A 23,970-nucleotide genomic window follows, 5' to 3' on the forward strand; every position below is an offset into this window, starting at 1 on the left:
ACCTGCACCTTTCACATCAACTATCACTTGTTGACTTCATTGAAGCATGCAGCCCCGACATTGCACGGGCGATGTTCGAACGGGGGTTCGCGGTGCTATTACGTGGTGCAGGGGCGTGCAGCGATTAGCCTGGGAACATCGCTGTTTTCTGCTAGCCAGGCGGCCAACTTCGGGTCAAGCATCCTGGCAAGCTTCAGGGTCTCCTCGTGTGCCTCCGTGCAGGTCATACGGTGAGGCTGTCCAGGCATCGGGAAACCTCTGATGAGCGGTTCATGGTGGGCTACACGGTTTCGAATGCTATTGACTCGCTTGCAAATCCCGTGCACCCAATCTCTGGTGAAACCAGCATGTTGCTGTCTTGCTACGTTTCTTCCTTCAGGGAAAGCATGACGTAGGGCGGCTTCCCAGTTGTGCTCGTAATTGACGCGGACCCGTCTGGGAGACTTGCCTGTATGTCCTCCTTTGTCAAAGAGGTTCGTCCAAAAACCAAATGTACAGTTAGCGAAAAGACGCCCGGGAACATCACCATCGTTTGGACGCTCACGTACCCTCCTGGAAAGTTGCGACCAAGCCACCGCAAGATTCTGCTCTGACCGTTCATCCAACGGGATATCGAGGTACCAGTGGCTGCCCCATTTTGCAGCTGCCGCTTTATTGATCGATTCCCGTAGTGCAACTTCCAAAATGGCAATATCCGCTAGAAATGCAGTAGATAGCTTGATGTTCCATATGTAGAGCTCGAGGGCTTCGTCTATGTTGCCGTTCGGCGATTCGCTAAGAAAACTGGCTAAACGAGCGGGCGGGAGAGAACCCCAAAGCAAGGCTGCATTTGTCGAAGGCAGTTGTGTAGGAAACGTCATTGCTATAGGCTAGCCAATGTAGTCCCCCGGATCCGGACCATAGTTAAATGTCTATGGTTCCCGGGGGTTTTATTATTCTGAAACGCTTATCGGGTGGTAGCCGGATGATGACGTTGCGCGGGGTCGCGGTGCCGAAATAATACGAGAGCCCCGGGTGCATGCTTTCGCAGAGGCGCCTCGGGGCGTTCGGGAGTATCCTATCGCGTAAACATGAATGGGGAACGAAGCGTACTGCGTTTAGTTCCGCTTCTTTTACTGCCCTGTACTGATGAGTTCGTCAGTTGAGGAGAAATGCTCATCCCATACTATGGGAGTGGGGTTTCGAGATTAGTCAGAGTACGGTCAAGCCTCGCGCAGAAAGGAACGTAAAGCCCTATGCCAGCATTCTTGATTGAATACCATCGCAAAAAGGGAACTGTCCGGTGTAAGAAGTTTGATTCGCTTTCTGAGGCTACGCGTGAGCGACTGCGCTTGGATCGATCCAATGCTGACCCCGATGTTGAAATCGTGGCGGTTGCTAGTGCCAGTGAAGAAAGCCTCCGCCAGTCCCACTCCCGATATTTCTCCGGTGTCTAGCAGATACGTGTCGCAGCTTGTGATGTAATCGACGTGACGACAAAATATCCCTTCCACCCAGCATTTTTCTTGGATGGAGGGTTTTCTCATGCCCCAGAAGTCGACGGCTAACCCCATCGGCATCACGGCTGCGGCAGCCCACCAACAACAAAATGTTTACGGAAAAGGCTAATCAGCACGTCAACGTCAATTCGGAGAAAGAAGCCGATGGGCCGACGCTTCCCCTGCTTTACAACCCCTCGACTGCCCCGAGAAACACCACAATGAAGTCGCGGTACGTGCCGTGCAGGTCTACGGTGGCACCCGGATAACCCGAACACGTTCCTAAAGGAGTGTTGTCGGCGATCCATTCTATTGAGCCATAACATTGGCTCGGTGTCCACTGAATGGTTCCCTGTCCCCGGGCGGTACCGTCGACTGATTCTCCAGTTCGGACATGAGGTGCTATGGCCAGTTCAGGCATTGAGGGGGGCTGCGAGGGTAGGAGAGAGCGCCTCCATTGTCGCGGTCGGGACCTCCTTGGCCTCTGTGACTTCGACACGCTGGGTTGGTCGGCACGGTGAAGTGCAGCGCTTGCGTTGCGGGATCGACTGTATAGTCCTTTACCCCGGTCGCCGACCATTTCGCCTTTGTGGCCAGGGGTTCGCACCGAGTGATCTCGGTGCCGGGTGCCACGTACTCGCCGTACTCGTGCGCGATTTCCGCAGCTTACAGTCGCTGGCTGATCGGCTAATCGACGTCCCTGTCCCTTACGACAAAGCGCGTCGACTCCCCAAAAGTCTGTGGTGACGAACCTGCCGTTGACCCAGCGGTTGGCGTTGACGGAGGCTTGGCAGACGCCGGTGTCGGCGTCGTCGAATTGGACTCCGAGGTTGGGGTGGTGGGTGGCGAGGTCAACGGTGCAGCCGGGGGCGGTGGTGGCGTCGATAGCCTGGAAGGCGTGCGCGACCGTAACGTTGGTGGTGCACAGTGCGCATAGGGTGGAACACTTTTCGACCTGACGGTATCTTGGGAACTTTCTTCGTGGGTAGGCCGTCGTGGCCTGAGGAATATCACGGCTGGTCGACCGGAACAGGCCTAAAAACCGAAGTAGTTCCCAAGTGAGGGAAGGGTGGTCATTCTAGCCAGGGGAGAGATTCTATTCTCACGCCTATTCAGAGAATATCGTAATAGAGTACGAAAAGCCTGATGAAGTTATTTCCATCAGACTTTTGTGTGGTGCTTCTTGCTGCGTGGGAGTTTAGATCAATCCCATGCGCCGAAGTCGTGGTTCGATATAGGGCCAGACAAGTGCACCGATGGTCCCGGTGGCGACGATTACGCTGACCACTATGCCAGCAATTGCGGCAGCGGAGAGCTCAGTCGGGCCATTCTGAGTGTCGTTCTTAGAACTGCTGCTGGCTGTACTTCCGCTTGAGCGCGAAGAGTTATCTCCTTCTTGCCAAGGGTTGTTCGTGATCTTGCCGTCACTATCGATTTGGATGGCCTCAGTTGGCCGCAAGAAGCTGTTAGCGGAGGCTCCTTGGATGTCTTCATCCTCGGTGTATCGGTTGATTGCAGTGACTCGCAGGTCGACTGGATAGCGTCGGTCGAGGTCTGTGATTGTGATTTCTCGGAGATCAGATGCAGTATATGCGAGCGGCACGCTGTTGGAAGAGATGAGCCAGCCGTAGTTTGGCTCTGCTGTTGATGCCCATTCGAGTTTCGCAGAATTGCCGTTGTCGATGGTAGCGAGGTCGATAGATCCAATTGGTGCGGGTTTTGGTGTTTCAGTTCCAATGTGGACTGGTACGGAGTGGGAACCGATGAGGCCATTCGCATCGGTCACACGGACTTGCATTTGGTAATCCCCTACTTTGTTGTAGATGTGAGTTCCGATTTCGCCGGCGTCTGTTACATCCCAAGTGCCGTCTCCGTCGAAGTCGTAGTCGAAGCGTACGATCTCGGACGCTGGTGAGTAAGAGTACAGGCCAGCGTCAAAAGCAAATTCGGTATTTGGTTGGCCTGAATAATCTTTTTGTGGGAGTTTTGCAACCGGTCGATTTTGCACTCTGTCAAAGGCATCGCCGATGGCCTGTTTGATGACTTCTGGACTCTTATCGTTCATGGAGATGACTTGGCCAGAGGTTAGGTCTGCAAGTTCGGTGTAGCGGCGTTGCTTAGAGTTAGGAACGATTGGGTAAATGTTCACTGGATCGATTTCGAGAGAGCGCTTAGCGATGTATTTCGCCGTGAGCTTTCCGTCGTAAAAGTCGTCGCGACCGAGCTGGCTGCGTCTAATGTTGTCGGTAGTCGGGTCGGGATCTTTGAAACCAGCGTCAGTGAGAAGGAAGACAGCCTTAGTTGCGCCATTTTGCCAATCGAGCTTCTCAAAAGCGGTGTGCAGTCCGTACAGCGCTGTCTCATCAAAATCTCCCCATGCGCCACCACCTCGGCTGGTATCGATACCGTCGAGTTTGTCGAGAAAGTGCTCGCGGGTGTCGCTGAAATCAGAAAGGACACAGGCAGTGTCTACTGTTCCTGCTGGAATTTTGCAGTCTTCGATGGTTTCCCAGCCGGGTTGGTACGTTGAGTGATCTTTATATTCGACAAGCGCAATTCGTGTTTGGCTGCTGTTGTCGAGTTCTTTGGCTGTTTCCCTTACGAACTGCTTTACACCTTCAATGTACGGTTGCATTGAGGTTGTGGAGTCTATAAGAAATACGAGGTCTTGTGGGGTTGACGCATCTGTAGTTTCACTAGGCTTGAGGAGATTTTCGCTTTTAGATAATGCGATTGATACGTTTCGTTGGATCGTGCGCTGGCTGGTGTTATCGCTGATGCTGCCGTTGAGGCGCATTTGCGCTTCAATCATGGCTTCTTCTAGCGGAATTCTGCCAGAAGCAGAGTTCTTACGGGCCAAGTCATTGTGATATTTGTGGCCCTCAAGCGTTAGTGGGTTTTTAGATGATCCACAAACAAAGTCGTTATCGTTGCACCAAAGACCGGTTTTGTAGTCTACTTGCGCATTGAGGTATGGCAAACGTGGTTCCAACGACCCGTTGTCTGTTCTGCAATTTTTAACTCCTCGCCTCCAGAGGCTTGAGCTTTTACCCGAGCATGCTGGAGTTCCGCCAGCTTTCCATTCTCCTTCTGGAAGGTGGAGTTTCGGATCTCCTAGCAGGGCAGAAAAAACAATGTGTTCGCGCAGGTCAGGGCGTAGACCAAGTGAATATCTTTCAATCAAGGTGGAATCGTAGTTGTCTGGCTCCACTCCAGGCCAATCACGGTGCGGTTTCTTGCTATCAATCAGGAGATGTCCATTTACTGCCTGGTCGGTGGCGATGGTATCGCCAACTACTTGAGCACCTTGAGAGAAGCCGAAAAGCAGGAATTTGGGTGTGATGTCAATCTGTTCGCAAACATTTACACGGCGCTCGATCAGGTTTGTAAGTTCTGCCACGCCCGTCCATACACTTTTCCCGTAGCGGTGGCCATAACCAGCTGAGATTCGAGCACCGAGCGAATTTAGAATACGAGGAGTATGGAAGTAAGCCTCGTCTTTGACTGGTTCATTTAGATCAGGGGCTTTTGTACCTACAGTGGCGGCTGGGTAGGTCAACGCTGGCGGAATCGAGCGGTGGCTCTCATCTGCTGCTTCGATGCCTGCTTGGGCTGCAGCCCTGTCGAACACGGCATATTTTTCGGAATTCTCGTACCCATCTCCAACGAATCGACCTAGTTCCAGAAGATTAGCGCTGTCAGGGGCAATGCCTAGATATTCTTTGGCATACTTCTCCATCTGCCGCACACTTTGATCATTTCTTTCAACTCCCGAACCTCGCACCCAAATAGCTGTAGGCGTGGAGCAGAGTGTTTGAAGATCAGCTTGGATATCTAATGCATCGGCCGGAGAGGTTACCAATGCCAGGGAGATGCTTATAACCGACATGATTGCAGTCGTACGTTTGAACAATATTGTAAATCCTTGAGTGAAGGGGCAAATGCAGCTGCATGTAAACTTACAGCTCACTACTTGTCGGCGCAGCTTAACTGAATGTTTTCTATCGTGTTACGTATTGATGAATGAGGATCTGACTTTCATCCTTCTTGGGGGCGATGTGAACTGCCTTGCTTATATACTCAAACGGACTCGTCAACCAAAACGGTACGGGATTAGCTGAGAAACGTGAGTGATGTCTTGCTTCCTATTCGCTCCTCGGTTAACGCGTCAAGCGAGAGAGCGAGTAGAGTCTCCGACTCGAGTGCGCTCTTGCAGAAGGAACCTCTCCCGAATACCGACGAAGCGTCGGAACATCGGGAGGGGTTCCTTCTTTTTTACGCTGTTGCCGGAGCGCGACAGCATCGTTCAGAGGCCCGCTGATGACCAGATGTAGCGGTATTCCCCGTGTGCGGAGCCAGGTGTTCCCGTCGACCGGAAGAGGTCGACGGGAACGAACGCCTCAAAATCTGCCCGGAAACCTTTACTCCAAACCATATATTGCACTAAGGTAAGGCAAGCCTAATATTTACACGAGGAGGGTGAACCTTATGAAGAAGTCCCAACGCAGGATCTACGCCACGCTACCAGCGCTGCCAGTGCTGCCCGCGGTTGTGCTCGCGGCAAGTCTCGCCGTCGCGCCGCTGGCCGTCCCTGCCCAAGCACAGGAGGCTGACACTACGGCCGCCGCGTCCGTCGCCGCAGCTCAGCCCGCTGGGTCAACACCGCTTGCTGACGCCCAACCCCAAACCCTGGAGTGGGAACTGAGCAAACGCGCCCTGCTGTGGGACGCCGCAGTGGAAGGGGAGGGAGTCTCCGTCGTCCCGGTGGACGAGTCCGAGCCGAACAATGGGAGCCTGAAGCTGACGAAGGCGACCGGCTGGGTCGACGAGGACACCAAAGCGCTGTCGGTGCAGTGGACCGGCCAGGTGACCTACACGATTAACGGGGCGCAAACGATCTCCTTCAAGGACTTCGCGCTCGAGGTCGATGCGGAGGGCGCCGGTAAGATTACGGCGGTCGTGAGTTCGGCGGACCCGAACCAGGCAGCAAATAATAAGGAAGCGAAGCGGGTCACCGTCGCGACGTTCAAGGGTGCCAACGTTGCCGTCGATGGCAAGACAGTGATGGTGGGGGCGACGCCGGAGTACGAAGGGGTCGTCTATAAGCGGGATGAGGACATTTCCTACCCGGATGCATGGCCGACTGAGCTGGTGAACAACGTGACGGACTCGGTGCGGTCGTGGTTCTACAACTCGGGGAGCAGGTGGGAGGACCAGAAGAAGCCGTCGCCGTTTGCTGTGACGCTGGAGCTCGGCGAGAAGCCCGAGAAGCCTGCCGAGCCGGAACCGGCACCAGCGCCAGGGCAGCAGCCAGAAGGCGGCATCCGCGATGCCTCGATTAACCGTGACGGCCACCTGATCCTGACCTTCACCAACGGCATGACCAAGGACCTCGGCAAAGTGGTGGGGAAGGACGGCAAGGACGGCCGCAACGGTGCTGATGGTAAGGACGGTCACGATGGTCGTGACGGCCGCGACGCGCCTGCCGGTCGAGACGGTAAGGATGGCCGCGACGGTGCCGCAGGCAAAGACGGCACCCCAGGCAAGGACGGCGCCGCAGGCACAAATGGCAACAACGGCAAGGACGGTCGCGGTATCGCGTCGGTGAAGACGGATAAGGACGGCAAGCTCGTCGTGACGCTGACGGATGGGACGGTGCTGCCGCCTGTCGAGATGCCGTCGGCGCAGCAGCAGGGCATGGCCCCGGAGTCGATTGTGGCGATTGTGCTGGGGGTCATCGCCACGCTGCTGGGTGGGTTCGCCGCGTTGCATACGCTCGCGGCGAGCATCCTGCCGAAGATCTAACGCTGCAGGTGCTTCAGTAGCGCCGCGATCACGGGGGATTGGGTAGCCAGGCCAGCAACGACGGCGAGTAGGGCCACCCCGCCCGCGATCAGCACCGCGCCCCAAGCCGGGAACTTGGTAGGGGCAGCAGGGGTAGTGGGCTCTGCAGGCTCAGCAGGTACGGTAGGCGCTGCAGGCGCAGTGGTCGTCGAAGTCGGGGTGGTCGTCGGCGCCTCCTTGGCCTCTGCAACTTCGACCTGCACGGGGTTGGTCGGCATGGTGAAGCGCAGCGCCTGCGTCGCGGGGTCGACTTCGTAGTCTTTTACGCCGGTCACCGACCATTTCGCCTTCGTGTTCAGGGGGTTTGCCAGGGTGACATCGGTGCCGGGCGCCACGTACTCGCCGTACTCATGCGTGATGCCGGCCGCGTACAGCCGCTGGCTGATCGGTTTATCGACGTCCCCTACGACAAAGCGCGTCGACGTCCCGAAGTCCGTGGTGACGAATGTGCCGTTGACCCATCGGCTGGCGTTGACGGAGGCTTGGTAGACGCCGGGGTCGGCGTCGTCGAACTTGGCGTTGCGGGCGTTCGGGTCGGAAAGGTCGAGGCTGCGTAGTGTTTTGGCGCTGGCGCAGTGTTCGACGCATTCGATTTGGGTGCGCCACGCGGTGCCGGGGACGGACTCGGGGTAGTCCCATGCGACGGTGACGTTGCGCTGCTGGTCGATCTTGCCGCGGACGTTGGATGGCGTCGCTACGTGGTCTGCTGTTACCGAGGGCACCTTGAATGTGACGCCGCGGTCGAAGTAGCGCTCGCTGAGCGCCAGGGCGTGCGCCGCCATGATCCCGACCGTGTATGTTTGTCCAGGTTGTAGCGTGTTTGCCTCCACGAGCAGGTCGAGGTCCAGCTTCCCGCCGTTGTCTTCCATCGCGGCGGCGGGGATCCAGCGGGCGACGAGCGCGTCGCCGTCGCCGGTCATGGTGGAGCAGTGGTTGAGGCGCCATACGCGCGTCGGCGTGAGCACCACGTAAACGCCGTTGGACGCCCCGGGCGTCGACGCCGGGTTGATCCCCGACCCTTTCAGCTTGAACGTGATGTCTTTGGTTGGGTCGATGGTGTCGGGGCCGGTGACGTCGAATTGCACGCCGAGGTTCGGGTGCCGCGTGTCGAGTTCGCCGGTGCAGCCGGGTGCGGTGGCGGCGTCGATAGTTGGGAAGGCGTGCGCGACCGCAATGTTAGTGCTGAGCAGCGCGAATAGGGCAGCGCCCGTTGCGACGCGACGCCGTGTGGATACGTTCAAGATGAGACTCCCCTCATTAGATAACTTAGGTTAGCCTTATCTTAAATGTCTATCGCTATTGTGTGCAACGGCTGGCACGCTTTTTGATACTGCGAGACTGTGTCTGGCCAAGTCGTCCCGGGGGACACAACCCGAATTACGGAGGACATGATAACGAAAGCTCCGAAACTGTGTTCACGTTGTCCTTCTGGAAGCGAGGAGAACTTGCGATTTGTTGCGAAACGGTTGTAGCTGGTTTGATCTTGCAGCTTGGCGAAGTATATCCCCCGATTGCAATAAGAAATCCAGCCCACACTCTGAGCTTGGCTCGGAGGCGGGCTGAACGATTGACATGAATCCTAGCGTTCGTGAGGTTAGTTCCACAAGCCTGAAAACTCGTTTGTATCAATTTGCTAGCTGTAGCTACCCAGAGATGTTTGTCGGGCTCCTCCGCTAAGGTAAAAACTACGTAACTAGCGGGAGGTGAGTGATGGCTGTTCGAGTCGACATTGCAGAGCCGACGCTGCGCTGGGCGCTGCAGCGTACCGGCAGCACGGTGGAAGAACTTGCCCAAAGAAGTGATTTTCGGTTGGTCCGGCAATGGCTGGAAGGCAAGGTGTCGCCGACGCTGCGTCAGGCTGAGCACTTGGCATCGCTCGCATGTATCCCGTTTGGTTACTTGCTTCTCGACGGCCCCACGGACGATCAGCCGGATTTCCCAGATTTTCGCACCGTGGATAGTAAGAAAGTAACTGAGTTCAGCCCAGCGTTGAAGGAGACGATTTATACCTGTGAGCGCCGCTTGAGCTGGTATGCAGAATTTGCGCGCGCGGAAGGAATTGATCCTCCAAATTTCGGTGGTGCCTGGACACTGCGTGATAGCCCGGACGATGCGGTGTGTGCATTGTTACCCCAGCTTGCCGATGCCGGATGGAGGCCAGGTAAAGCGCCCACTGGTCGGGAGAATGTGCTGGAATTAGCGGATGCAATTGAGCACTGCGGTGTCTTAGTGATGCGGAACTCCGTACTTGGAAATAACAACCACCGCAAACTCGACATCGACGAGTTTCGTGCTTTCACACTGTTCGATGGCCCCTACCCCTTGATCTTTGTTAACGGCAGTGATTACAAAGTTGGGCAGTACTTCAGCCTTGCTCACGAGTTGGGCCACGTACTGCTCGCTGCAGAAGGTCTCACAGGTGCCATGAATGATCATCACGATGTGGAGCGATGGTGTAACAGGTTTGCAGCTGCCCTGCTTCTGCCACAGCATGCGTTGTTGCAGGAATGGGACAGAAATCCCGATCTGAAACGCATCACTGAATGGGCATACGATGCGTACCGGGTAAGCGCGGATACGGCACTGTGGTCCCTTGTGGGGCAGTGCCGCCTTGGCAAACCACAAGTGCAGGAATTCCTTCGGCAACGTCCCTCGAACCCTACGCCTCCGATTGTTAGTGGAGGCGGTGACTTCTTCGTCACGTTGAAGTCGCGGCTGGGTGGCCGATTTTTGGACACCGTCACCGGGGCATATGTAGACGGTGCAATTTCTGAAGAGGAGGCTTCGCGTCAACTGGGGATTGCCAAGACCGAGACGTTGAAGAATACGGTTACTCGTGCGCAGGGGGTCGCATAGATGTACCTCATCGATACGAATATCGTGATTGGTGCGTTCAACCATCGGCCACGGGACATTTTTGAAACGTACTGGCGGCAGTTCGATTCGTTTTTCTCCAATGGTCAGTTTTATTTTCACCAGACTGTAGAAGATGAGTTGCTGAAACGAGATGACGAAAAGTCACAGTGGCTGAGAAGCTTCGTCCCTACGTCGCAGGTTCTCACTGTGACGCAAGAAGAGGTTGACTCCTATCGTGCGGTAACACGATGGGTGCGTGATCGTAAGGATGCTCCCTATGAAGAAAGTGCAATTCGAGAATTTTTGCGCGTTGCAGATTCTTGGATAGTGGCGAGTGCGCATGCCCGAGACTTCATCGTGATCACCAATGAGACCCCGAGTCCGCGAAAACGAACGCGGGTCAAGCTGCCTGACGTTGCCAATGGCTTGGGAGTGCAGTGCATGACAGAGTTTGATTTCTTAAGGCAACAAAGCATTATTTTTTAAAACGGCCAATCCGACCCCACGCCACGCTCTATAACCCTTCGACCGTCCCGAGGAACCCCGCGATGATGTCCCGGTACGTGCCGTGCACACACTAGGAGCGGCCATATCTGGAACTGGGGTTAAAGAGGACGGCGAGATCAAGTGGTTTGAGGGCCAGTCATCAGATGGACTAATCAATGTTGACGAACGGTTGAAGAAGTTGAAGGCGGGTTCGCTGACGATGATGCGCACGGACGATTTGACACCTACGGATGAAGTTTTGGCGGTGATTAGCGTTGATTGACGTTGCAGCACGGGCGGTGGAGCGCGCTAGGGAGGCGCTGCCCGAGCGCCTGTGGTCTAACCGGGTGGTTGTTTACGGTGACGAGGCGATGGTAATGCCGGAGGAAACAGTGCCCATGGTGGTTGGTGACGCTCCCGCCTGGGTAACCCCTACAGAGGTTGTGGCTTTGTCCTCCAACGCTGATACGTGGCCGGAGTGGTACTGGCAGGTGTGTGAGGACGATTCCGCCTGGGTGATTATCACGCAACACTGACCGCCACCCTGACTCCGCGATACTCCTCCCCGTTACCACCAAGGCGTGGAACACCACCCAAGCCCCCAAGGAGGAGACAAACCACATGTCGGATGAAAACACCACCCCCGCAGAACTCGCACAGCAGGCCGCTGACAAGGCGCAGCAAGCCCAGCACGACACCGAGCAGGGCAACTACACCCAAGCCGGTGAAACACCTAGGCGAGGCGCAGGCCAACGAGGCGGACGAAGCCGTAGACCTTGACGCGCTACGTAAGCAGCTCGCCCGATACGAAGCGGAAAACCGCAAGTTGAAGAACGAGAACGGCGACCGTCGAGTGAAGGCGAAGCAGGCGGAAGAACAGGCAGCGACGTTGAAGAAACTCGCGCAGGTACTCGGTTTTGAACCGTCCGACGAAGACCCGGAGGAACAAATCAAGCAGGCCAAGGCCGCCGCGCAGGAACGAGAAGCCGAGCGTGACAAGCTCCAGGCCGAACTCGACCGAATGCGCGAGGACAACACCCTACGCAAGCTGGCGAAGGAAAACGGGGCAGACCGCGACATGCTTGTGCCGTATCTCCGTGGTGTAGGTGATCTCCCGCAGTGGGGCAGCGACGAGTGGGACAGTAAGGCTGGCGAACTCGTCACCAACACGCTCAACTCATTTCCACAGTTCAAGGCGGGTGGGGTAGCACCCCGCACCAGCGGAACCCCCGCCCCACGAACAACAACGATGGCCGAATCCTCACCGCCGATGACCTCGACCGCCTGTACGCACAGGGCAAGTTTGAGGAAATCAACAATGCAGTGGAGGAAGGCCGTATCAGCCGCTAAAAGTTTCCACTAAGAGGAACACACTATGGCAACTCCACAGTCCCACAAGAACTGGGATCCGGTAATCGGCCCGATTGTCGCGTCTGAGCTCATGCAGCCGCTCCGTCAGACCTGGGCATTCGCGCAGGAAGGCGTGACGAACCGCGACTTTGAGGGCGAAATCCGCGGTAAGGGTGACGAGGTTGTTGTCACCAACCTTAGCCGTCCCACCATCCGTAAGTACGACGAGTCCGAAGACACGGTTGTTGAAGACCTTGAGTTCGGCGACCGCAAGTTCAAGATCGACTAGGGCGATTACTTTAACTTCAAGATTCCGCTGGTATCTTCCGTCCAGTCTGCTCTGGACGTGAAGCCGGAGGCAGTCAGCGAGGCAGAGGAAGGCATGTCCGAGCAGGTCGATACCTACATCGGCAAACTCATGAAGGACGGCGTTCGTAAGCAGAACCAGGTGGGCAAGCTTCCGTTGGATATTGATTCCAAGGATTCTTTCTCCGTGCTAGTGAAGTTGCGTAAGAAGTTGAACGCTACCCACGTTCCGAAGACTGACCGTTTCGTGATGGTTGGCCCCGAGATGGAAGCGGCGCTGCTGCACGACGAGCGCCTGGACAAGGCAGTGAACAACAGCAATCTCTTGAACGGTGAGATTGGTCGCCTGCTCGGGTTTCGCATCATTTCCGCGCCGACGGTGCCGACGGTGGCGGGCCGTGAGGTGGTCATTGCGGGCCACCCGATGGCTACCCCGTTCGGCTACCAGATCACGGAGGTGGAGGAATCGTCCATGCTGCCGTTCCGTTTCACCCGTGCGATTACGGGCCTCCAGGTGTACGGCGGTTCCGTGATCCGCCCGGAGGCGCTGGCGACGGCTGAACAGGATGTGGTGGAGCCGACCACGGCGGGTGCTACCGAGTAGACGCTAGCCCGTAGCAGACAGCGAAGGGGGTCAGGGTGTGTGCCTTGGCCCCCTTTACCCATACCTGGATGAAGGGCACACCATGAATAATCCGTATCAGGAAGAACTACTTAACCGTCTCCGTGACCATGAGAACGCGGGGGTGAACGTGAACTGACCCGGCTTATCAACTGGGGTACATCCGCTGTGTTGAAGTACACAGCTGTGCGGGCGCTCACTAAGACGATGATTGAGAAGTGGGTCAGAGTTAAGGCAGCAGGGTGTGTTCGATGCCGTCTAGGATCACATCGATGACGAGGTCGTAGTATTCCTCGGACATCGCTTCTTCTTCATCAGGGTGTGAGAGAGGCTCCAGGTAAGAGTTGACAATACTGGTCAGTCCAACAGATTGAGCCATCATAGGCTCAAGCCTGACAAGCATTTCGTGCAGGTTGTGGCGAGGCTGGATTTGATTGGATGCGCGCAGGTTTCTCGCTCCGATCGTGTGGATGATCGAGTTCGCGATAATTGTGTAGGCCACAGGCGAATTGTCATCAAACCCAGCTTCTTGTAGTTTGGCCCAGGCTCCATCGATCATCGGCAAAAACTGTTCGGTGAACTTGCCCCGCGCGAACCTGTCGGTAATCCCCGGATATGCTAACAATGCGGGGCGTAGATTGTGAGCCATAGCTCGAAACCAGGCTTTCCATTCAAGGTCCGGGTCGGGAACTTCAATCCCGACACATACCCGGTCTACAACAGCATCACAAATGGCTTCCTTGTTTGGAAAATAATGATAAATCACTGAGGGAACCACGCCCAGTTCACGGGCAATGTCCCGTACTGACCATCCCTCAACGCCACTGATCGCGCTTAACTGTACAGCTTGTTTGACAATCAGCTCGCGTGATAGCCCAGCCCTTCGCCCCGTTGGCACAGTGTTCATAAGGTGACCCTAACTTATTCCTTGACCCTTACTAGAACACCATTCTACAATATCCCTAAGTGAAACAGTGTTCTAGTAATGGAGTGTAGTGATGCCCGACCCTCGTAGTAATAAGCCGACACAGAGCTCTATTGATCCAGGAGCGCAAGCGAACCTGGTAGTGGGAATCGTTTTTCTCGCCTTTATGGGGCAAATGATTCTCAATCCGATCATCGCGCCACTGTCACGACAGATGGGATTGCGGGAATGGCATATTGGCGCCACTATCTCTTTGGCAGCGATTGTACTAGCGAGCTTGAGTGCTTATTGGGGGCGAGCTTCCCAACGTGTCGGCGCTAAACGTGTACTCGCTGCCGGGCTTGTGATCGCGATCATCGCTTTGAGCGCCTTCGGTATTGTCTCCTACCTGGGGATGAACCAGGTAGTTGGCGGTGTCGGACTAGTTTTTGGTGTTGTGATCACTCGTGGTTTGCTCTATGGTGGAGGGATTTCAGCGATCGCCCCGACCGCGCAAGCCCACCTGGTCACGCATGCTGCCAGCGAGAACGGGCGGGTAAAAGCACTGGGCATGATTGGAGCGGCTCAAGGGATGGCCTCCATTGTTGGAGGTGTTACTGGAGGTGTGTTAGCCGCTGCTGGTGGCCTGCTCTTGCCCTTGGTGGTCATGCCCGTTGTGATGGTGATTGGTCTGGTTGTTCTCTTGGTGAGTTTCGCACCTCAAAGCCGAGGGCAACTTTTTGCAAAGCCTCAACGGATTCGCTTCACTGATCCGCGTGTAGCTCCCTGGCTAGCAACTGGTCTGGTGATGTTTCTTGTGTTTTCTTCTGTTGCTACGATTTTTGGATTCACTGTCCAAGACCGCTTCGCCCTGTCGGCAACTGCGACCGCAGGTATTTCCGCGATTTACCTGACCATCATGGGCGTGACCATGATCATTGCCCAAGCGGTGATTGCTCCAAAGACAGGGTGGGGAGCAGCGAAGCTTTTACGTACTGGTCTGGCCATTACACTAGTTGCAACTGTGCTCATTTGGCCTACCTCCTCGCACGCTTTACTGGTTGTCGGGTGTATCGTGCTGGGGGTAGGTATGGGACTGGCGATGCCCGGGTACAACACTGGCCCAACCTTGAAGATGAGTGCAGATGAGCAAGGCGCAGTGGCTGGCATCATCAACGCTAATAATGGGTTGGCGTACGCGATTGCCCCGCTGGCTTCGACCGCCCTTTACGGGTGGAACCCGCTGGCACCCTTCGCCGTCTGTATCGCCTTGATTGCAGTGGTCGTCATCTACGCCCACACCGCACCCGCACTACGCCAATAACTATGAGCGTGCCTGAAGTAGCCGTTCCATCACGTTATCCGCAGGAGTCGGCCCCGAGTAGTCCACCAGCGAGTTGGCTTTGACGACGCTCTATGTCAAGTGGTTGTGAGTCAGATTTATGGTTAACAATGCATCATCAATGCACACGGCGTCGGTGCCGTTTTACTTGTCGTGCGGATAACGTGATCGTGACTTTTGCAGGCAACCCAGTCGGTGTTTTTGGTCGCGCGGTAATGAACCGCAAGGATTAGACGCGCCAGAGAGGCAACTCACGCCGGTTGTCAGGTGCGCCTGTGCGAGAAATCGGCACGATGGGATTGTGCGGGTAAGTGTCGAACAGCTTCGGCATCCGGTCGGCTGGGGACAAGCCCAGTTGGCGGTGCAAGTATTGGATAAGGGAGAGCTGCCCGAACACGCGATTCATTCCTTCAGCTACCGGAGCCAGCCTGACGTCATTGTTCAGTTTCGGTTTGATGTCGTAAACGCGGTTGAGCATCCTCGCATGATGAGCTGCGTAGTTGCGCAGAATATTCAAGGATTTCAGCCACGATTCAAGCTGAGGACCGGTTAGGCCGCAGGGTTGGGCAATCCGTTTGCGCACGATATTGGGCGACATGCCGTACAGGTATGACAGCATTCCCCAATCCATGATTTCGACGGCCGCCCAGATGGGTAGAGTCCCGCCATATTTGGATTTGTGGTGGGTGACGAAGTCCTCCTTCGACGCTTTCAATGCCGACTGGTACTTTCTCACCCATACCTCATGCACGCTACGCCCGTCTTTGTTTCGCTGCCGTGCCCGGGCGTTCAAACGTTGAGGATCCAAATAGATCAGCGGGTCAAGGCGGCCCAGTTCGTGACCGAGCTTGGTTCGAATAGCCAACTCCACGCGATCAAGCTCGATGAACACGCTGTGGCGCAATTGTTCGTCAAACCCATAGAGGGCTACCACCAGGTCAAACGATGCTCCGTCAACGAATTCATCTCGGGCGGTGCCGTCGCCTTGGGAGAAACGGCGCATCAGTAGTTCAATCGCGCCAGCAGCATCTCGGCATGCTCGGGATAAAAAACGAAGACCGGCCCTGGACTCCCACCGAGGCGGGCAGCGGAACCGGTCATGTTGCTTGCAAAGCTACCTAGTTGACGACGGCGAAGCAAGAACACGGGGCACGGAGCCATCGGTACGTTCACACACCAGTGGGCTCTCTGATCCGTCCGGATTCGTCGGTCCTCGGGGGCGTATGTGCGAGAGCCTTCCTCACGCTGTGTCCGGTTTCCCCAATCACCCAGGTGACAGAGTCTGAGGCGTATGCGGGGTCGAAGCGCTGCCTGGCGGCCAGGTTCGAGTTCTTTGACCAACAGGCGTTCGATGCTGGCAGGTTCATCTACGGCACCACCAACCTCGAGACCACCATCCACGACGGCACGAAGCTGCTGGACGCCTGGCTGGACGAGGCCGACGGGATTGATATGGTCGCTGCGTTGCCATCCTCTCCGGGTTCGCCGGGCGTGTCCTGAAGAATCGTGTGTCGATTTGGAAAAGCCCAGGTCGTGTAGGTCGTGTGAGGGAATGTGGTGTCTTGTGTGAACGGCGAGTGACAATGGACGCAATCCTGCCGGTCGACCTTGGTAAAAGCCCAGTTCGCGAAAAGGGGGTTGCGTCTTTTGTCACTAGCGCGGCGAACGAGGACACCAAATTCCTAGATTTTCGCACGCCGGTTTGGAAAAGCCCGGGTCACGCAAACTGTGTGAGGGAATTTGGTGCGTAGACCCCGCAAAACCACAAAGAACCAGCCCTACGCGTACGGGACGACCATCCCGCCGAACGCCAGCGCAACGGCCGTGAGCACGGCCCAGGCCAGCATGGCCTTGCCGTTGAGTCCAAGGACCGGGATGAGGGCGGTGCCGGTCGCGCCGCTGCGAACCTTCAAGATGGCGGCGATCGCCAGGGGGAGCGCCACCAGTCCGACCAGGGCCGGCGCGTACACCAGGGCCAACAGCACGCTGACTACGAACGGGACGCAGGTCAGGACGGTGAACAGGGTGCGGGCGCGGCTGTCGCCGAGGCGGACCGCGATGGTCTGCTTGCCGGAGGCGGAGTCGGTGGGGATGTCGCGGATGTTGTTGACTAGGTTCACGGAGGCGGAGATCGCGCCCACCGCCACCGCGACCAGCAGGCCTTCCCAGGACAGGAAGCCGGTCTGGACGAACTCGGTGCCCATCACGGCGACGAGGCCGAAGAAGATGAAGACGCTGACCTCGCCAAGTCCGATGTAGCCGTAGGGGTTGTTGCCGCCGGTGTAGAACCAGGCGGCCGCGATGCAGGCCGCGCCGACCAGGATTAGCCACCACGCCCCGGCCAACGCGGACAGGATGATGCCGAGCAGCCCGGCGACTCCGAACGCGACGAAGGCGGCCAGCTTCACATCTTTCGGCTCGGCAAGTCCGCTGGCGGTGATGCGTGTGGGGCCGGAGCGGTCGTCGTCGGTGCCGCGGATGCCGTCGGAGTAGTCGTTGGCAAAGTTCACGCCGATGATCAGCGCCCACGCCACGAGCAGCGCAAGCAGGGCGCGGCCCAGGTGGGCCTGCGCGGTAAAGGCGGCGACGCCGGTGCCGGCGATGACGGGCGCGAATGCGTTCGGCCAGGTATGCGGGCGGGAGGCTTCCCACCACGCGTGCAGGTTGGGTTGTGCAGTCATGGTTTCCATCATGCCCCGTGTCGGGCCTGTCGGCTACAGTGGTGCGCCATGTGGGTTGATTACGCGGCGCGGCAGGCGGTAGCGCAGGTGGGCGCGGCGCTGCGTTTGCCGTCGTTGCGGATGGCGGTGCGCTCCGGGCGTCTGGAGTTCCCGGCCGCGGGCCACACCGTGATCAGCCTGACCTCGCACGGCTCCCGCTTATCGACGGTCCATCACACCCTCGCATCGCTGTTGGTGGGGACCCGCCGCGTGCCCACCATCCTGTGGCTCGACGCCGTCGACTACCACGCGCCCTGGCCCGAGCCGCTGCGGGAGCTCGTGGAGTGCGGCCTGCAGGTGCGTTGCTCCGACGGCCAATACGGCCCGCACACCAAGTACTACGGCACGTTCCGGCAGCTCGCGGGCGCAGGCATCAGCGTGATCACGGTCGATGATGACGTGTTATACCCGCGGTGGTTCGTCGAAAAGCTGGTGGTGGATCCGCTGGCGGTGACGGCCTACCGGGCCCACGAGATCGCGCTGCGTGGCGGACAGTTCGCGCCGTATACGCAGTGGCGCAGCGTGCGCACCACCGCGCCGAGCCCGCGACACTTCGCCACCGGCGTCTCCGGCGTGGCGTACCCACCCGCGATGGTGGACTTCGTCGCCGCCCAGGGCGACGCATTCCAACGCGCCGCCCCCAGCGCCGACGACGTGTGGCTCAACATGTGCGCGGTGCGCTCCGGGCACTTCGTGCGCCAAGTCTTTGACAAACCGAAGGAGTTTCCGCTGGTGCCAGGTTCGCAGTCGGTGGCGCTGGTGCGCACAAACCTGCGCGGGGGCAACGACGCCCAGCTCGCCGCAAGCTACAGTGCCGAGGACATCAGCGCGGTCGTCAACGCAGGCTAGAACAGGTCGCGCACCGCGGACCGGTCCACCTTACCCGGCCCCAGCAGCGGTAGCGCCGCGACGCGCTTGAGTTCCTTCGGTACCTGCCACCGTGGCAGGTCCTGCAGGGCATCCATCACGTCCGGCACCTGCGCCTCACCCGCAACCGCGGCGCAAATGCGCTGGCCGAAACGCTCGTCCGGCACGCCCACCACGCACGCGTCCGCCACGCCGGGCACGCGCAGCAGGAACCGCTCCAGCACCTCCGGCTGCAGCTTCAGCCCACCCGAATCAATCACATTATCGACGCGCCCTTCGACCGTGAGGTGGCCGTCGACAAGCTGGCCTGCGTCTGAGGTGCGGAACCACCCCTGCTCGGCGAAGTCGGGGTGGGAGGGCTGGTTGCGGTAGCCCTGCGCGACCATGGGGCCGCCGAGCCAGATGCGGCCGTCGCGGATGCGGACGTTGGCGCCGGCGATGGGCACCCCGTCGTAGACGCAGCCACCGGAGGTTTCCGAGGAACCGTAGGTGGTGACCACGTTGATGCGCAGCTTGGTCGCCGAGTCCAGCAGCGCCGGATTCGTGGCCGCCCCGCCGACGAGCACCGCGTCAAAGCTGCGCAGCGCGTCGATGCCGGTGAGCGTGGACATCGCCTTGTCCAGCTGCAGCGGGGTCAGCGCCGTGTAGCAGCGGTCCCCGGTCGCGGCGATCTCCGCGGTGCGCGCCGCGAACTCATCCACGTGAAACCCGTGGGTCAGGTCCACAAAGGCGGGCTCCACGCCCGCGACCATGCTGCGCACCAACACCTGGATGCCCGCGATGAACGCGGCGGGCATCGCCAACAGCCACTGGCCCGGCCCGCCGAGCGCCTGGTGGGTTGCGTCCGCGCTGGCTATCAGGTTCGTCGGGGTCAGCAGCGCTCCCTTCGGGGTGCCCGTGGATCCGGAAGTCGCCACCACGAGGGCGACGTCGTCGGCGATCGGCTCGCCCACGCCCTGCGTGTTGCGCAGGAGGTTGGCGCGCGCCGGGTCGTTCGTCGGCACAGGGAGCAGGGCGCGCTGGCCGGTCAGCGCCTCCTCGATGGCGGGCAGGATCGCGAGCGGCTTGGCGGGGTCAACGGGGAGGAGTTCCAGGAGCTTCGTCACGAAGCGTTAGTCTAGCGCCCCGCCTGCGAGGACCTCGATGGCGTCGCGCCACGTGACGTTGCCGGTGTCGGGGGCGAAGCGGTCCGTCGTCAAGAGGATGCAGCGGGACCCGGCGGGCAGGGCGTCGAACGGTGCGAGTTCGCGCGCGAGCGTTGCAGGCTCGGTAACCGTGAGCGCCACCTGGATGTAGAGTGTGCGCTGGCCGTCGTTGGCGATGAAATCAATCTCCCCACCGGGAACCTTACCGGTGGCAACCTGGTACCCACGGCGGCGAAGCTCAAGGTAAACCATGTTTTCCAAGTCGTGGCCGAAGTTGAAAGGGCGAGAGCCCAGCAGCGCGGTGCGCAGCCCCGGGTCGACGAAGTAGAACTTGCCGTTCGTGCTCAGCCACCGTTTGCCCTTCGTGTCGTAATCCCTGCACTGATAGATAAGGTGCGCGTCCGACATGAGGCCGAGGTAGCGGTCCACGGTTTCACTCGACGCCTTGAGGCCCTCGTGCTTGAGATGGCCCACGATGCGGTTCGTGGACACCGGGTTGCCGGCGTTGTCGAAGAGGAAGCGGGCCACGCGCAGGAAAACGTCGGTGTCGCGGATCTGGCCTCGCAGGGAAATGTCGCGGGTGAAGATGGAATCGAAGAGTGAGGAGTTCGCCTGGCGAATCACGACCGGGTCCGAGAGCTGCACCGTGGCAGGGAAGCCACCGATGGTGACCCACTCCTGAAACGCGTGGTCAAGTCCCGGGCGCGCGTCCGCCGGGTAGCGGAACTCCATGAACTCCGCCAGGGAGAGCGGCAGCATCGGGATCTCGATGTAGCGCCCCGCCAAATACGTCAGCGACTCGCCAACGAAAAGGGAAGCGTTGGAGCCGGTCACACAGATCTCCAGTTGCTCGTTGAGCCGCAGCGAGTTAATCACGCGTGCCCAGTCCTCGAGCTCCTGCACCTCATCGACGTGGAGGTAGCGCAGCCCTTGTGCGAGCCGTTGCGTAACGGCGTCGTGGAAGGTTGTCGGGTCCCGCAGCGCGGCGTTGGCCTGGTCCTCGAAGTTGATCACCATGATGGCGTCGTCTGGGGTGCCGTGCTCGCGCAGGTGGCGGCGGTACAGCTCGAGGAGGGTCGATTTCCCGCAGCGCCGCACACCGGTGATGATGCGCACGAAGTCGCTATCGGTGACTGCCAGCAGGTTGTCGAAGTACTGCTGTCGCGGGTACAGGGCTCTCATGAGTTTCGAGTATACCTGAAACTATCTCCAAAACCGGCAAGAGTTTCAGGTATACCTGAAACGCGCCGCTACCTTCCCAGCTCGTGGCTGAGCGCCTCGAGCTCCCCGCCACCAGCCATCTGGTGGGTCAGCTCCTCCAGGGTCACGTTCTCCCGGGGCTCGTCGAGTTCCTGGCGGCCCAGCTTCAGGATGGTGAAGTGGTCACCGACCAGGAACGCGTGGTGCGGGTTGTGGGTGACCAGGACGACGGCGATGCCGCGGTCGCGGGCGGCGGCGACGAAGCGCAGCACCACCCCAGACTGCTTCACGCCGAGCGCCGCCGTCGGCTCGTCCAGAATCAGGACGCGGGCGCCGAAGTAGACGGCCCGCGCGATGGCCACGACCTGGCGCTGGCCGCCGGAAAGGTTCCCGGCGTCGACTTCGACGTCAGGAATGTCGATGCCCATCTCACGCAGCTGCTCGGCGCAGATGCGTTTCATCTCGGTATCGCGAAGGATGCCGAAGCGGCCGGTGAGCTCCTGGCCGAGGAAGAAGTTGCGCCACACGCTGAGCTCATCCACGATCGCTAGCGTCTGGTGCACCGTTGCGATGCCGGTATCGATCGAGTCTCGGGGAGAGGTGAAGGTGGTTGGCTGGCCGTCGATAAGCACTTCGCCCGAGGTCGGCTGGTGCAGGCCAGCGAGAATCTTGATCAACGTGGACTTGCCGGCGCCGTTGTCGCCGAGCACGCACGTGACCTCGCCCTCGTTGACGGTGAGGTTTACCCCGCGCAGCGCGTCGAAGCTGCCGTAGGACTTGGTGATGTTCTTCAGTTCAATGACAGCCACTTAGCGCCCCTTGGTGTACTTAGCGAAGGACATATTCGTAAACACGGCGACCAGCAGCGTTGCGCCGAGGAAGAACTTGAACCAGTCGGGGTTCCAGCCGGCGTAGACGATGCCCTGGTTGGTCAGGCCGAAAATGAGCGCGCCGATCGCGGTGCCCACCGCGGTGCCGCGGCCGCCCGTCATGGCGCAGCCGCCGATGACGGCGGCGATGATGTAGAGGAACTCGTTGCCCACGCCCTGGCCTGCCTGGATGGAGTCGAAGGCGAACAGGGTGTGCATGCCCACGAACCAGGCCGCGAAGCCCACGCCCATGAACAGCAGGATCTTCACCCGGCGCACCGGCACGCCGACGGCGCGCGCGGCGTTCTGATCCCCGCCGACCGCCGTGATCCAGTTGCCGAACTTCGTGCGAAACAGCACAAAGGATGCAATCGCGACGAGCAGCAGCCACCACAGCACCGTCACGTTCAGCGTCACATTGCCGACGTCAAACGTGCCCGCGAACACCACGTGTGCCGACGGGAAGCCCTCCATGTCGGAGATGATCGGGGTTGCCACCTGGCCGGTGACCAGCTTGGTCACCGCCAGGTTGAGACCCTGCAGCATCAGGAACGCGGCCAAGGTAATCAGGAAGCTGTCGATGCCGGTGCGGGTCACCAGGTAGCCGTTCAGCGCGCCGATCGCCAGCGAGATCCCGAGCGCCATGAACGCGCCAACCCACGAGTTGAGGTGCAGGTTGTAGTTCAGCATCGTCGCGGCCAGCGCGGCCGTGGTCACGGCGACGCCCGAGGAAAGGTCGAACTCGCCACCGATCATCAGCAGCCCCACCGCGAGCGCCACGATGCCCAGCGTCGAGGACGCGTACAAGGTGGTCGCGAGCGCCTCAAAGGAGCGGAACGCGGGGGCGACGGTCAGGAAGAACGCAAAGATCGCGATGAAGCCCAGCATCGAAGCGAACTCGGGGCGACGGATGAGCTTGGAAAAGCCAGTGTGCGTTCGTAGCCGGTCATCGCTTGTCGACGCCCCTTCGCTCACTGCCGCGCTCATCGCATGCCCGCCTTCGCTGCCTCGGCGACCTTGTCCACGTTGTCCTTATCTACGAAGCTCGGGCCTGTGTAGACGGGGCGGCCGCCGCCTAGGGTGCCGCCGTTGCGCTTCGCGATCCACAGTGAGTCGACGGCCAGGTAGCCCTGCAGGTACGGCTGCTGGTCGACGGCGAAGGCGACGCGGCCGTCGGCGATGGCGTCGACAAGCTCGGCGTTGGTGTCAAACGTGGCGACCTGCGCCTTGGACCCGGACTGCTTCACGGACTCCGTCGCGCGCATCGCCACCGGCGCCTGGAGTGCGAAGACGGTGTCGAAGCTCTTGTCCTGCGACAGTTTCGAGGTGATGGTGGACTGCACGGACGTCAGATCCTGGCCGTTGACGTAGAGCAGTTCGACGTTGCCGTCGAGGCCCTTGCGCACACCGTCGCAACGCGCTTCCTGGGAGGAGTTGCCCTGCTCGTGGATGACGCACAGGACGTTCGACTTGCCTTCCTCCTTGAGGCGCTCGCCGGCGGCGTTGCCCGCCACCGACTCGTCCTGGCCGAAGAAGCCCGTCATCCCGTAGTCCTGGTACTTGCCCATACCGGCGTTCAGGCCGACGACGGGGATACCACGGTCGACAGCGTTGCGCGCCGCAGGGCCGATTGCCTCGGCGTTCGGCATGGTCACGGCGATGCCGTCGACGCCAGCGTCCACCGCCGAGCGCACCAGGTTCGCCTGGTTCGGCGCCTGCGGGTCGGAGGAGTAGCGCAGCTCGATGTTGTCCTTCTTCGCCGCGTCCTCCGCGCCCTTGCGCACGAGGTCCCAGTAGGTGTCGCCCGGCGCACCGTGCGTGACCATCGCCACCACGTACCTCGGCGTATCGACGCCACCAGCGGTCCCTTCAGCGTTCTCGGAGCGGGGTGCGCCGCCTGTTGAGGAGCACCCAACAAGCAGCGCCGCAGCCATCAGTGCTGCGGCAAAAAATGTAGTCCGTGTCTTAGCCATTGTACGAG

At 59.2% G+C, this 23,970-nt stretch carries 21 protein-coding genes and 1 pseudogene; 11 read left to right on the forward strand and 11 right to left on the reverse strand.

What is annotated here, in order from left to right:
- Nucleotides 1–98 precede the first annotated feature (98 nt).
- Nucleotides 99–860 carry an Abi family protein gene (locus KBX13_RS02160; RefSeq protein ID WP_083290803.1) on the reverse strand — a complete coding sequence of 254 codons (762 nt, stop codon included), beginning with the start codon at nt 858–860 and terminating at the stop codon, nt 99–101.
- Between the two features lie 1,405 nt (nt 861–2,265).
- On the opposite strand from KBX13_RS02160, the gene KBX13_RS02165 reads away from it, so the two are divergent.
- On the forward strand, nt 2,266–2,415 hold the full coding sequence (locus KBX13_RS02165; RefSeq protein ID WP_177224254.1) for a hypothetical protein: 150 nt from the start codon (nt 2,266–2,268) through the stop codon (nt 2,413–2,415).
- A 261-nt stretch (nt 2,416–2,676) separates the two neighbouring features.
- Here the strand turns inward: KBX13_RS02165 and KBX13_RS02170 are convergent, their stop codons facing one another.
- Nucleotides 2,677–5,391 (reverse strand): PKD domain-containing protein, encoded by a 2,715-nt coding sequence (locus tag KBX13_RS02170; protein WP_083433177.1) that lies wholly within the window; start codon nt 5,389–5,391, stop codon nt 2,677–2,679.
- A gap of 575 nt (nt 5,392–5,966) precedes the next feature.
- Here KBX13_RS02170 and KBX13_RS02175 point away from each other — a divergent pair.
- Nucleotides 5,967–7,283, forward strand: coding sequence for an HtaA domain-containing protein (locus KBX13_RS02175; protein ID WP_256020487.1), 1,317 nt, complete (start codon nt 5,967–5,969; stop codon nt 7,281–7,283).
- On the opposite strand, the gene KBX13_RS02180 is transcribed toward KBX13_RS02175, so the two are convergent.
- The gene (locus tag KBX13_RS02180) at nt 7,280–8,563 is read right to left on the reverse strand and encodes a hypothetical protein (RefSeq protein ID WP_256020490.1); all 1,284 of its coding nucleotides are present in this window, start codon (nt 8,561–8,563) and stop codon (nt 7,280–7,282) included. The two genes, KBX13_RS02175 and KBX13_RS02180, sit on opposite strands and share 4 nt — an antisense overlap.
- Nucleotides 8,564–9,032: 469 nt before the next feature.
- Here KBX13_RS02180 and KBX13_RS02185 point away from each other — a divergent pair, with 469 nt between their 5' ends.
- The 6 genes from KBX13_RS02185 to KBX13_RS02210 all read left to right on the forward strand — a co-directional run bounded on the left by KBX13_RS02185 (nt 9,033) and on the right by KBX13_RS02210 (nt 12,924).
- Nucleotides 9,033–10,178, forward strand: coding sequence for an ImmA/IrrE family metallo-endopeptidase (locus tag KBX13_RS02185; RefSeq protein ID WP_256020505.1), 1,146 nt, complete (start codon nt 9,033–9,035; stop codon nt 10,176–10,178).
- On the forward strand, nt 10,179–10,664 hold the full coding sequence (locus KBX13_RS02190) for a DUF4411 family protein (protein ID WP_070975723.1): 486 nt from the start codon (nt 10,179–10,181) through the stop codon (nt 10,662–10,664).
- Between the two features lie 275 nt (nt 10,665–10,939).
- Nucleotides 10,940–11,200 (forward strand): hypothetical protein, encoded by a 261-nt coding sequence (locus tag KBX13_RS02195; protein ID WP_143000822.1) that lies wholly within the window; start codon nt 10,940–10,942, stop codon nt 11,198–11,200.
- A 188-nt stretch (nt 11,201–11,388) separates the two neighbouring features.
- The gene (locus tag KBX13_RS02200) at nt 11,389–12,027 is read left to right on the forward strand and encodes a hypothetical protein (protein ID WP_256020507.1); all 639 of its coding nucleotides are present in this window, start codon (nt 11,389–11,391) and stop codon (nt 12,025–12,027) included.
- 12 nt (nt 12,028–12,039) lie between these two features.
- Nucleotides 12,040–12,303 carry a hypothetical protein gene (locus KBX13_RS02205; RefSeq protein ID WP_070975729.1) on the forward strand — a complete coding sequence of 88 codons (264 nt, stop codon included), beginning with the start codon at nt 12,040–12,042 and terminating at the stop codon, nt 12,301–12,303.
- A 57-nt stretch (nt 12,304–12,360) separates the two neighbouring features.
- A complete protein-coding gene (locus KBX13_RS02210) occupies nt 12,361–12,924 on the forward strand; it encodes a hypothetical protein (RefSeq protein WP_143000823.1) in 564 nt (187 codons plus the stop codon).
- Nucleotides 12,925–13,171: 247 nt separating this feature from the next.
- On the opposite strand, the gene KBX13_RS02215 is transcribed toward KBX13_RS02210, so the two are convergent.
- Nucleotides 13,172–13,849, reverse strand: a complete 678-nt coding sequence (locus KBX13_RS02215; RefSeq protein ID WP_256020509.1) for a TetR/AcrR family transcriptional regulator — start codon at nt 13,847–13,849, stop codon at nt 13,172–13,174.
- A 91-nt stretch (nt 13,850–13,940) separates the two neighbouring features.
- On the opposite strand from KBX13_RS02215, the gene KBX13_RS02220 reads away from it, so the two are divergent.
- Nucleotides 13,941–15,170: an MFS transporter gene (locus tag KBX13_RS02220; protein ID WP_070495012.1), complete on the forward strand. Its 1,230-nt coding sequence runs from the start codon at nt 13,941–13,943 to the stop codon at nt 15,168–15,170.
- A gap of 247 nt (nt 15,171–15,417) precedes the next feature.
- On the opposite strand, the pseudogene KBX13_RS02225 reads toward KBX13_RS02220, so the two are convergent.
- A pseudogene (locus tag KBX13_RS02225) lies at nt 15,418–16,289 on the reverse strand (Abi family protein).
- A gap of 171 nt (nt 16,290–16,460) precedes the next feature.
- Here KBX13_RS02225 and KBX13_RS02230 point away from each other — a divergent pair.
- Nucleotides 16,461–16,688, forward strand: a complete 228-nt coding sequence (locus KBX13_RS02230; RefSeq protein WP_256020512.1) for a hypothetical protein — start codon at nt 16,461–16,463, stop codon at nt 16,686–16,688.
- A gap of 278 nt (nt 16,689–16,966) precedes the next feature.
- Here KBX13_RS02230 and KBX13_RS02235 read toward each other — a convergent pair whose 3' ends face one another.
- Nucleotides 16,967–17,869, reverse strand: coding sequence for a 1,4-dihydroxy-2-naphthoate polyprenyltransferase (locus tag KBX13_RS02235; RefSeq protein ID WP_256020513.1), 903 nt, complete (start codon nt 17,867–17,869; stop codon nt 16,967–16,969).
- Nucleotides 17,870–17,917: 48 nt separating this feature from the next.
- On the opposite strand from KBX13_RS02235, the gene KBX13_RS02240 reads away from it, so the two are divergent.
- On the forward strand, nt 17,918–18,757 hold the full coding sequence (locus KBX13_RS02240; RefSeq protein WP_256020515.1) for a glycosyltransferase: 840 nt from the start codon (nt 17,918–17,920) through the stop codon (nt 18,755–18,757).
- Here the strand turns inward: KBX13_RS02240 and menE are convergent.
- The 5 genes from menE to KBX13_RS02265 form a co-directional block, all read right to left on the reverse strand.
- Nucleotides 18,754–19,881 carry an o-succinylbenzoate--CoA ligase gene (gene menE, locus KBX13_RS02245; protein ID WP_256020516.1) on the reverse strand — a complete coding sequence of 376 codons (1,128 nt, stop codon included), beginning with the start codon at nt 19,879–19,881 and terminating at the stop codon, nt 18,754–18,756. The two genes, KBX13_RS02240 and menE, sit on opposite strands and share 4 nt — an antisense overlap.
- A gap of 6 nt (nt 19,882–19,887) precedes the next feature.
- Entirely contained in the window at nt 19,888–21,102 is a 1,215-nt protein-coding gene (locus KBX13_RS02250) for an ATP-binding protein (protein WP_256020518.1), read from the reverse strand.
- Between the two features lie 68 nt (nt 21,103–21,170).
- Entirely contained in the window at nt 21,171–21,929 is a 759-nt protein-coding gene (locus tag KBX13_RS02255) for an ATP-binding cassette domain-containing protein (RefSeq protein ID WP_256020520.1), read from the reverse strand.
- Complete coding sequence (locus KBX13_RS02260) at nt 21,930–22,976, reverse strand: ABC transporter permease (RefSeq protein WP_070975743.1); 1,047 nt, start codon at nt 22,974–22,976, stop codon at nt 21,930–21,932. It lies immediately after the preceding gene.
- On the reverse strand, nt 22,973–23,962 hold the full coding sequence (locus KBX13_RS02265; protein ID WP_256020521.1) for a substrate-binding domain-containing protein: 990 nt from the start codon (nt 23,960–23,962) through the stop codon (nt 22,973–22,975). The genes KBX13_RS02260 and KBX13_RS02265 overlap by 4 nt, the downstream gene beginning before the upstream one ends.
- Nucleotides 23,963–23,970: the final 8 nt, after the last annotated feature.

The sequence above is a fragment of the Corynebacterium sp. CCUG 51687 genome, assembly GCF_024453995.1.
GTDB classification, from domain to species: domain Bacteria; phylum Actinomycetota; class Actinomycetes; order Mycobacteriales; family Mycobacteriaceae; genus Corynebacterium; species Corynebacterium pseudogenitalium.

Bases quoted from the DNA above. Each gene is read 5' to 3' on its own strand.
- KBX13_RS02185 (WP_256020505.1), top strand. From the start codon at position 9,033: ATGGCTGTTCGAGTCGACATTGCAGAGCCGACGCTGCGCTGGGCGCTG.
- KBX13_RS02265 (WP_256020521.1), bottom strand. From the start codon at position 23,962: ATGGCTAAGACACGGACTACATTTTTTGCCGCAGCACTGATGGCTGCG.
- KBX13_RS02240 (WP_256020515.1), top strand. From the start codon at position 17,918: ATGTGGGTTGATTACGCGGCGCGGCAGGCGGTAGCGCAGGTGGGCGCG.
- KBX13_RS02160 (WP_083290803.1), bottom strand. From the start codon at position 860: ATGACGTTTCCTACACAACTGCCTTCGACAAATGCAGCCTTGCTTTGG.
- KBX13_RS02220 (WP_070495012.1), top strand. From the start codon at position 13,941: ATGCCCGACCCTCGTAGTAATAAGCCGACACAGAGCTCTATTGATCCA.
- KBX13_RS02235 (WP_256020513.1), bottom strand. From the start codon at position 17,869: ATGACTGCACAACCCAACCTGCACGCGTGGTGGGAAGCCTCCCGCCCG.
- KBX13_RS02260 (WP_070975743.1), bottom strand. From the start codon at position 22,976: ATGAGCGCGGCAGTGAGCGAAGGGGCGTCGACAAGCGATGACCGGCTA.
- KBX13_RS02250 (WP_256020518.1), bottom strand. From the start codon at position 21,102: ATGAGAGCCCTGTACCCGCGACAGCAGTACTTCGACAACCTGCTGGCA.
- KBX13_RS02190 (WP_070975723.1), top strand. From the start codon at position 10,179: ATGTACCTCATCGATACGAATATCGTGATTGGTGCGTTCAACCATCGG.
- KBX13_RS02215 (WP_256020509.1), bottom strand. From the start codon at position 13,849: ATGAACACTGTGCCAACGGGGCGAAGGGCTGGGCTATCACGCGAGCTG.
- KBX13_RS02175 (WP_256020487.1), top strand. From the start codon at position 5,967: ATGAAGAAGTCCCAACGCAGGATCTACGCCACGCTACCAGCGCTGCCA.
- KBX13_RS02205 (WP_070975729.1), top strand. From the start codon at position 12,040: ATGGCAACTCCACAGTCCCACAAGAACTGGGATCCGGTAATCGGCCCG.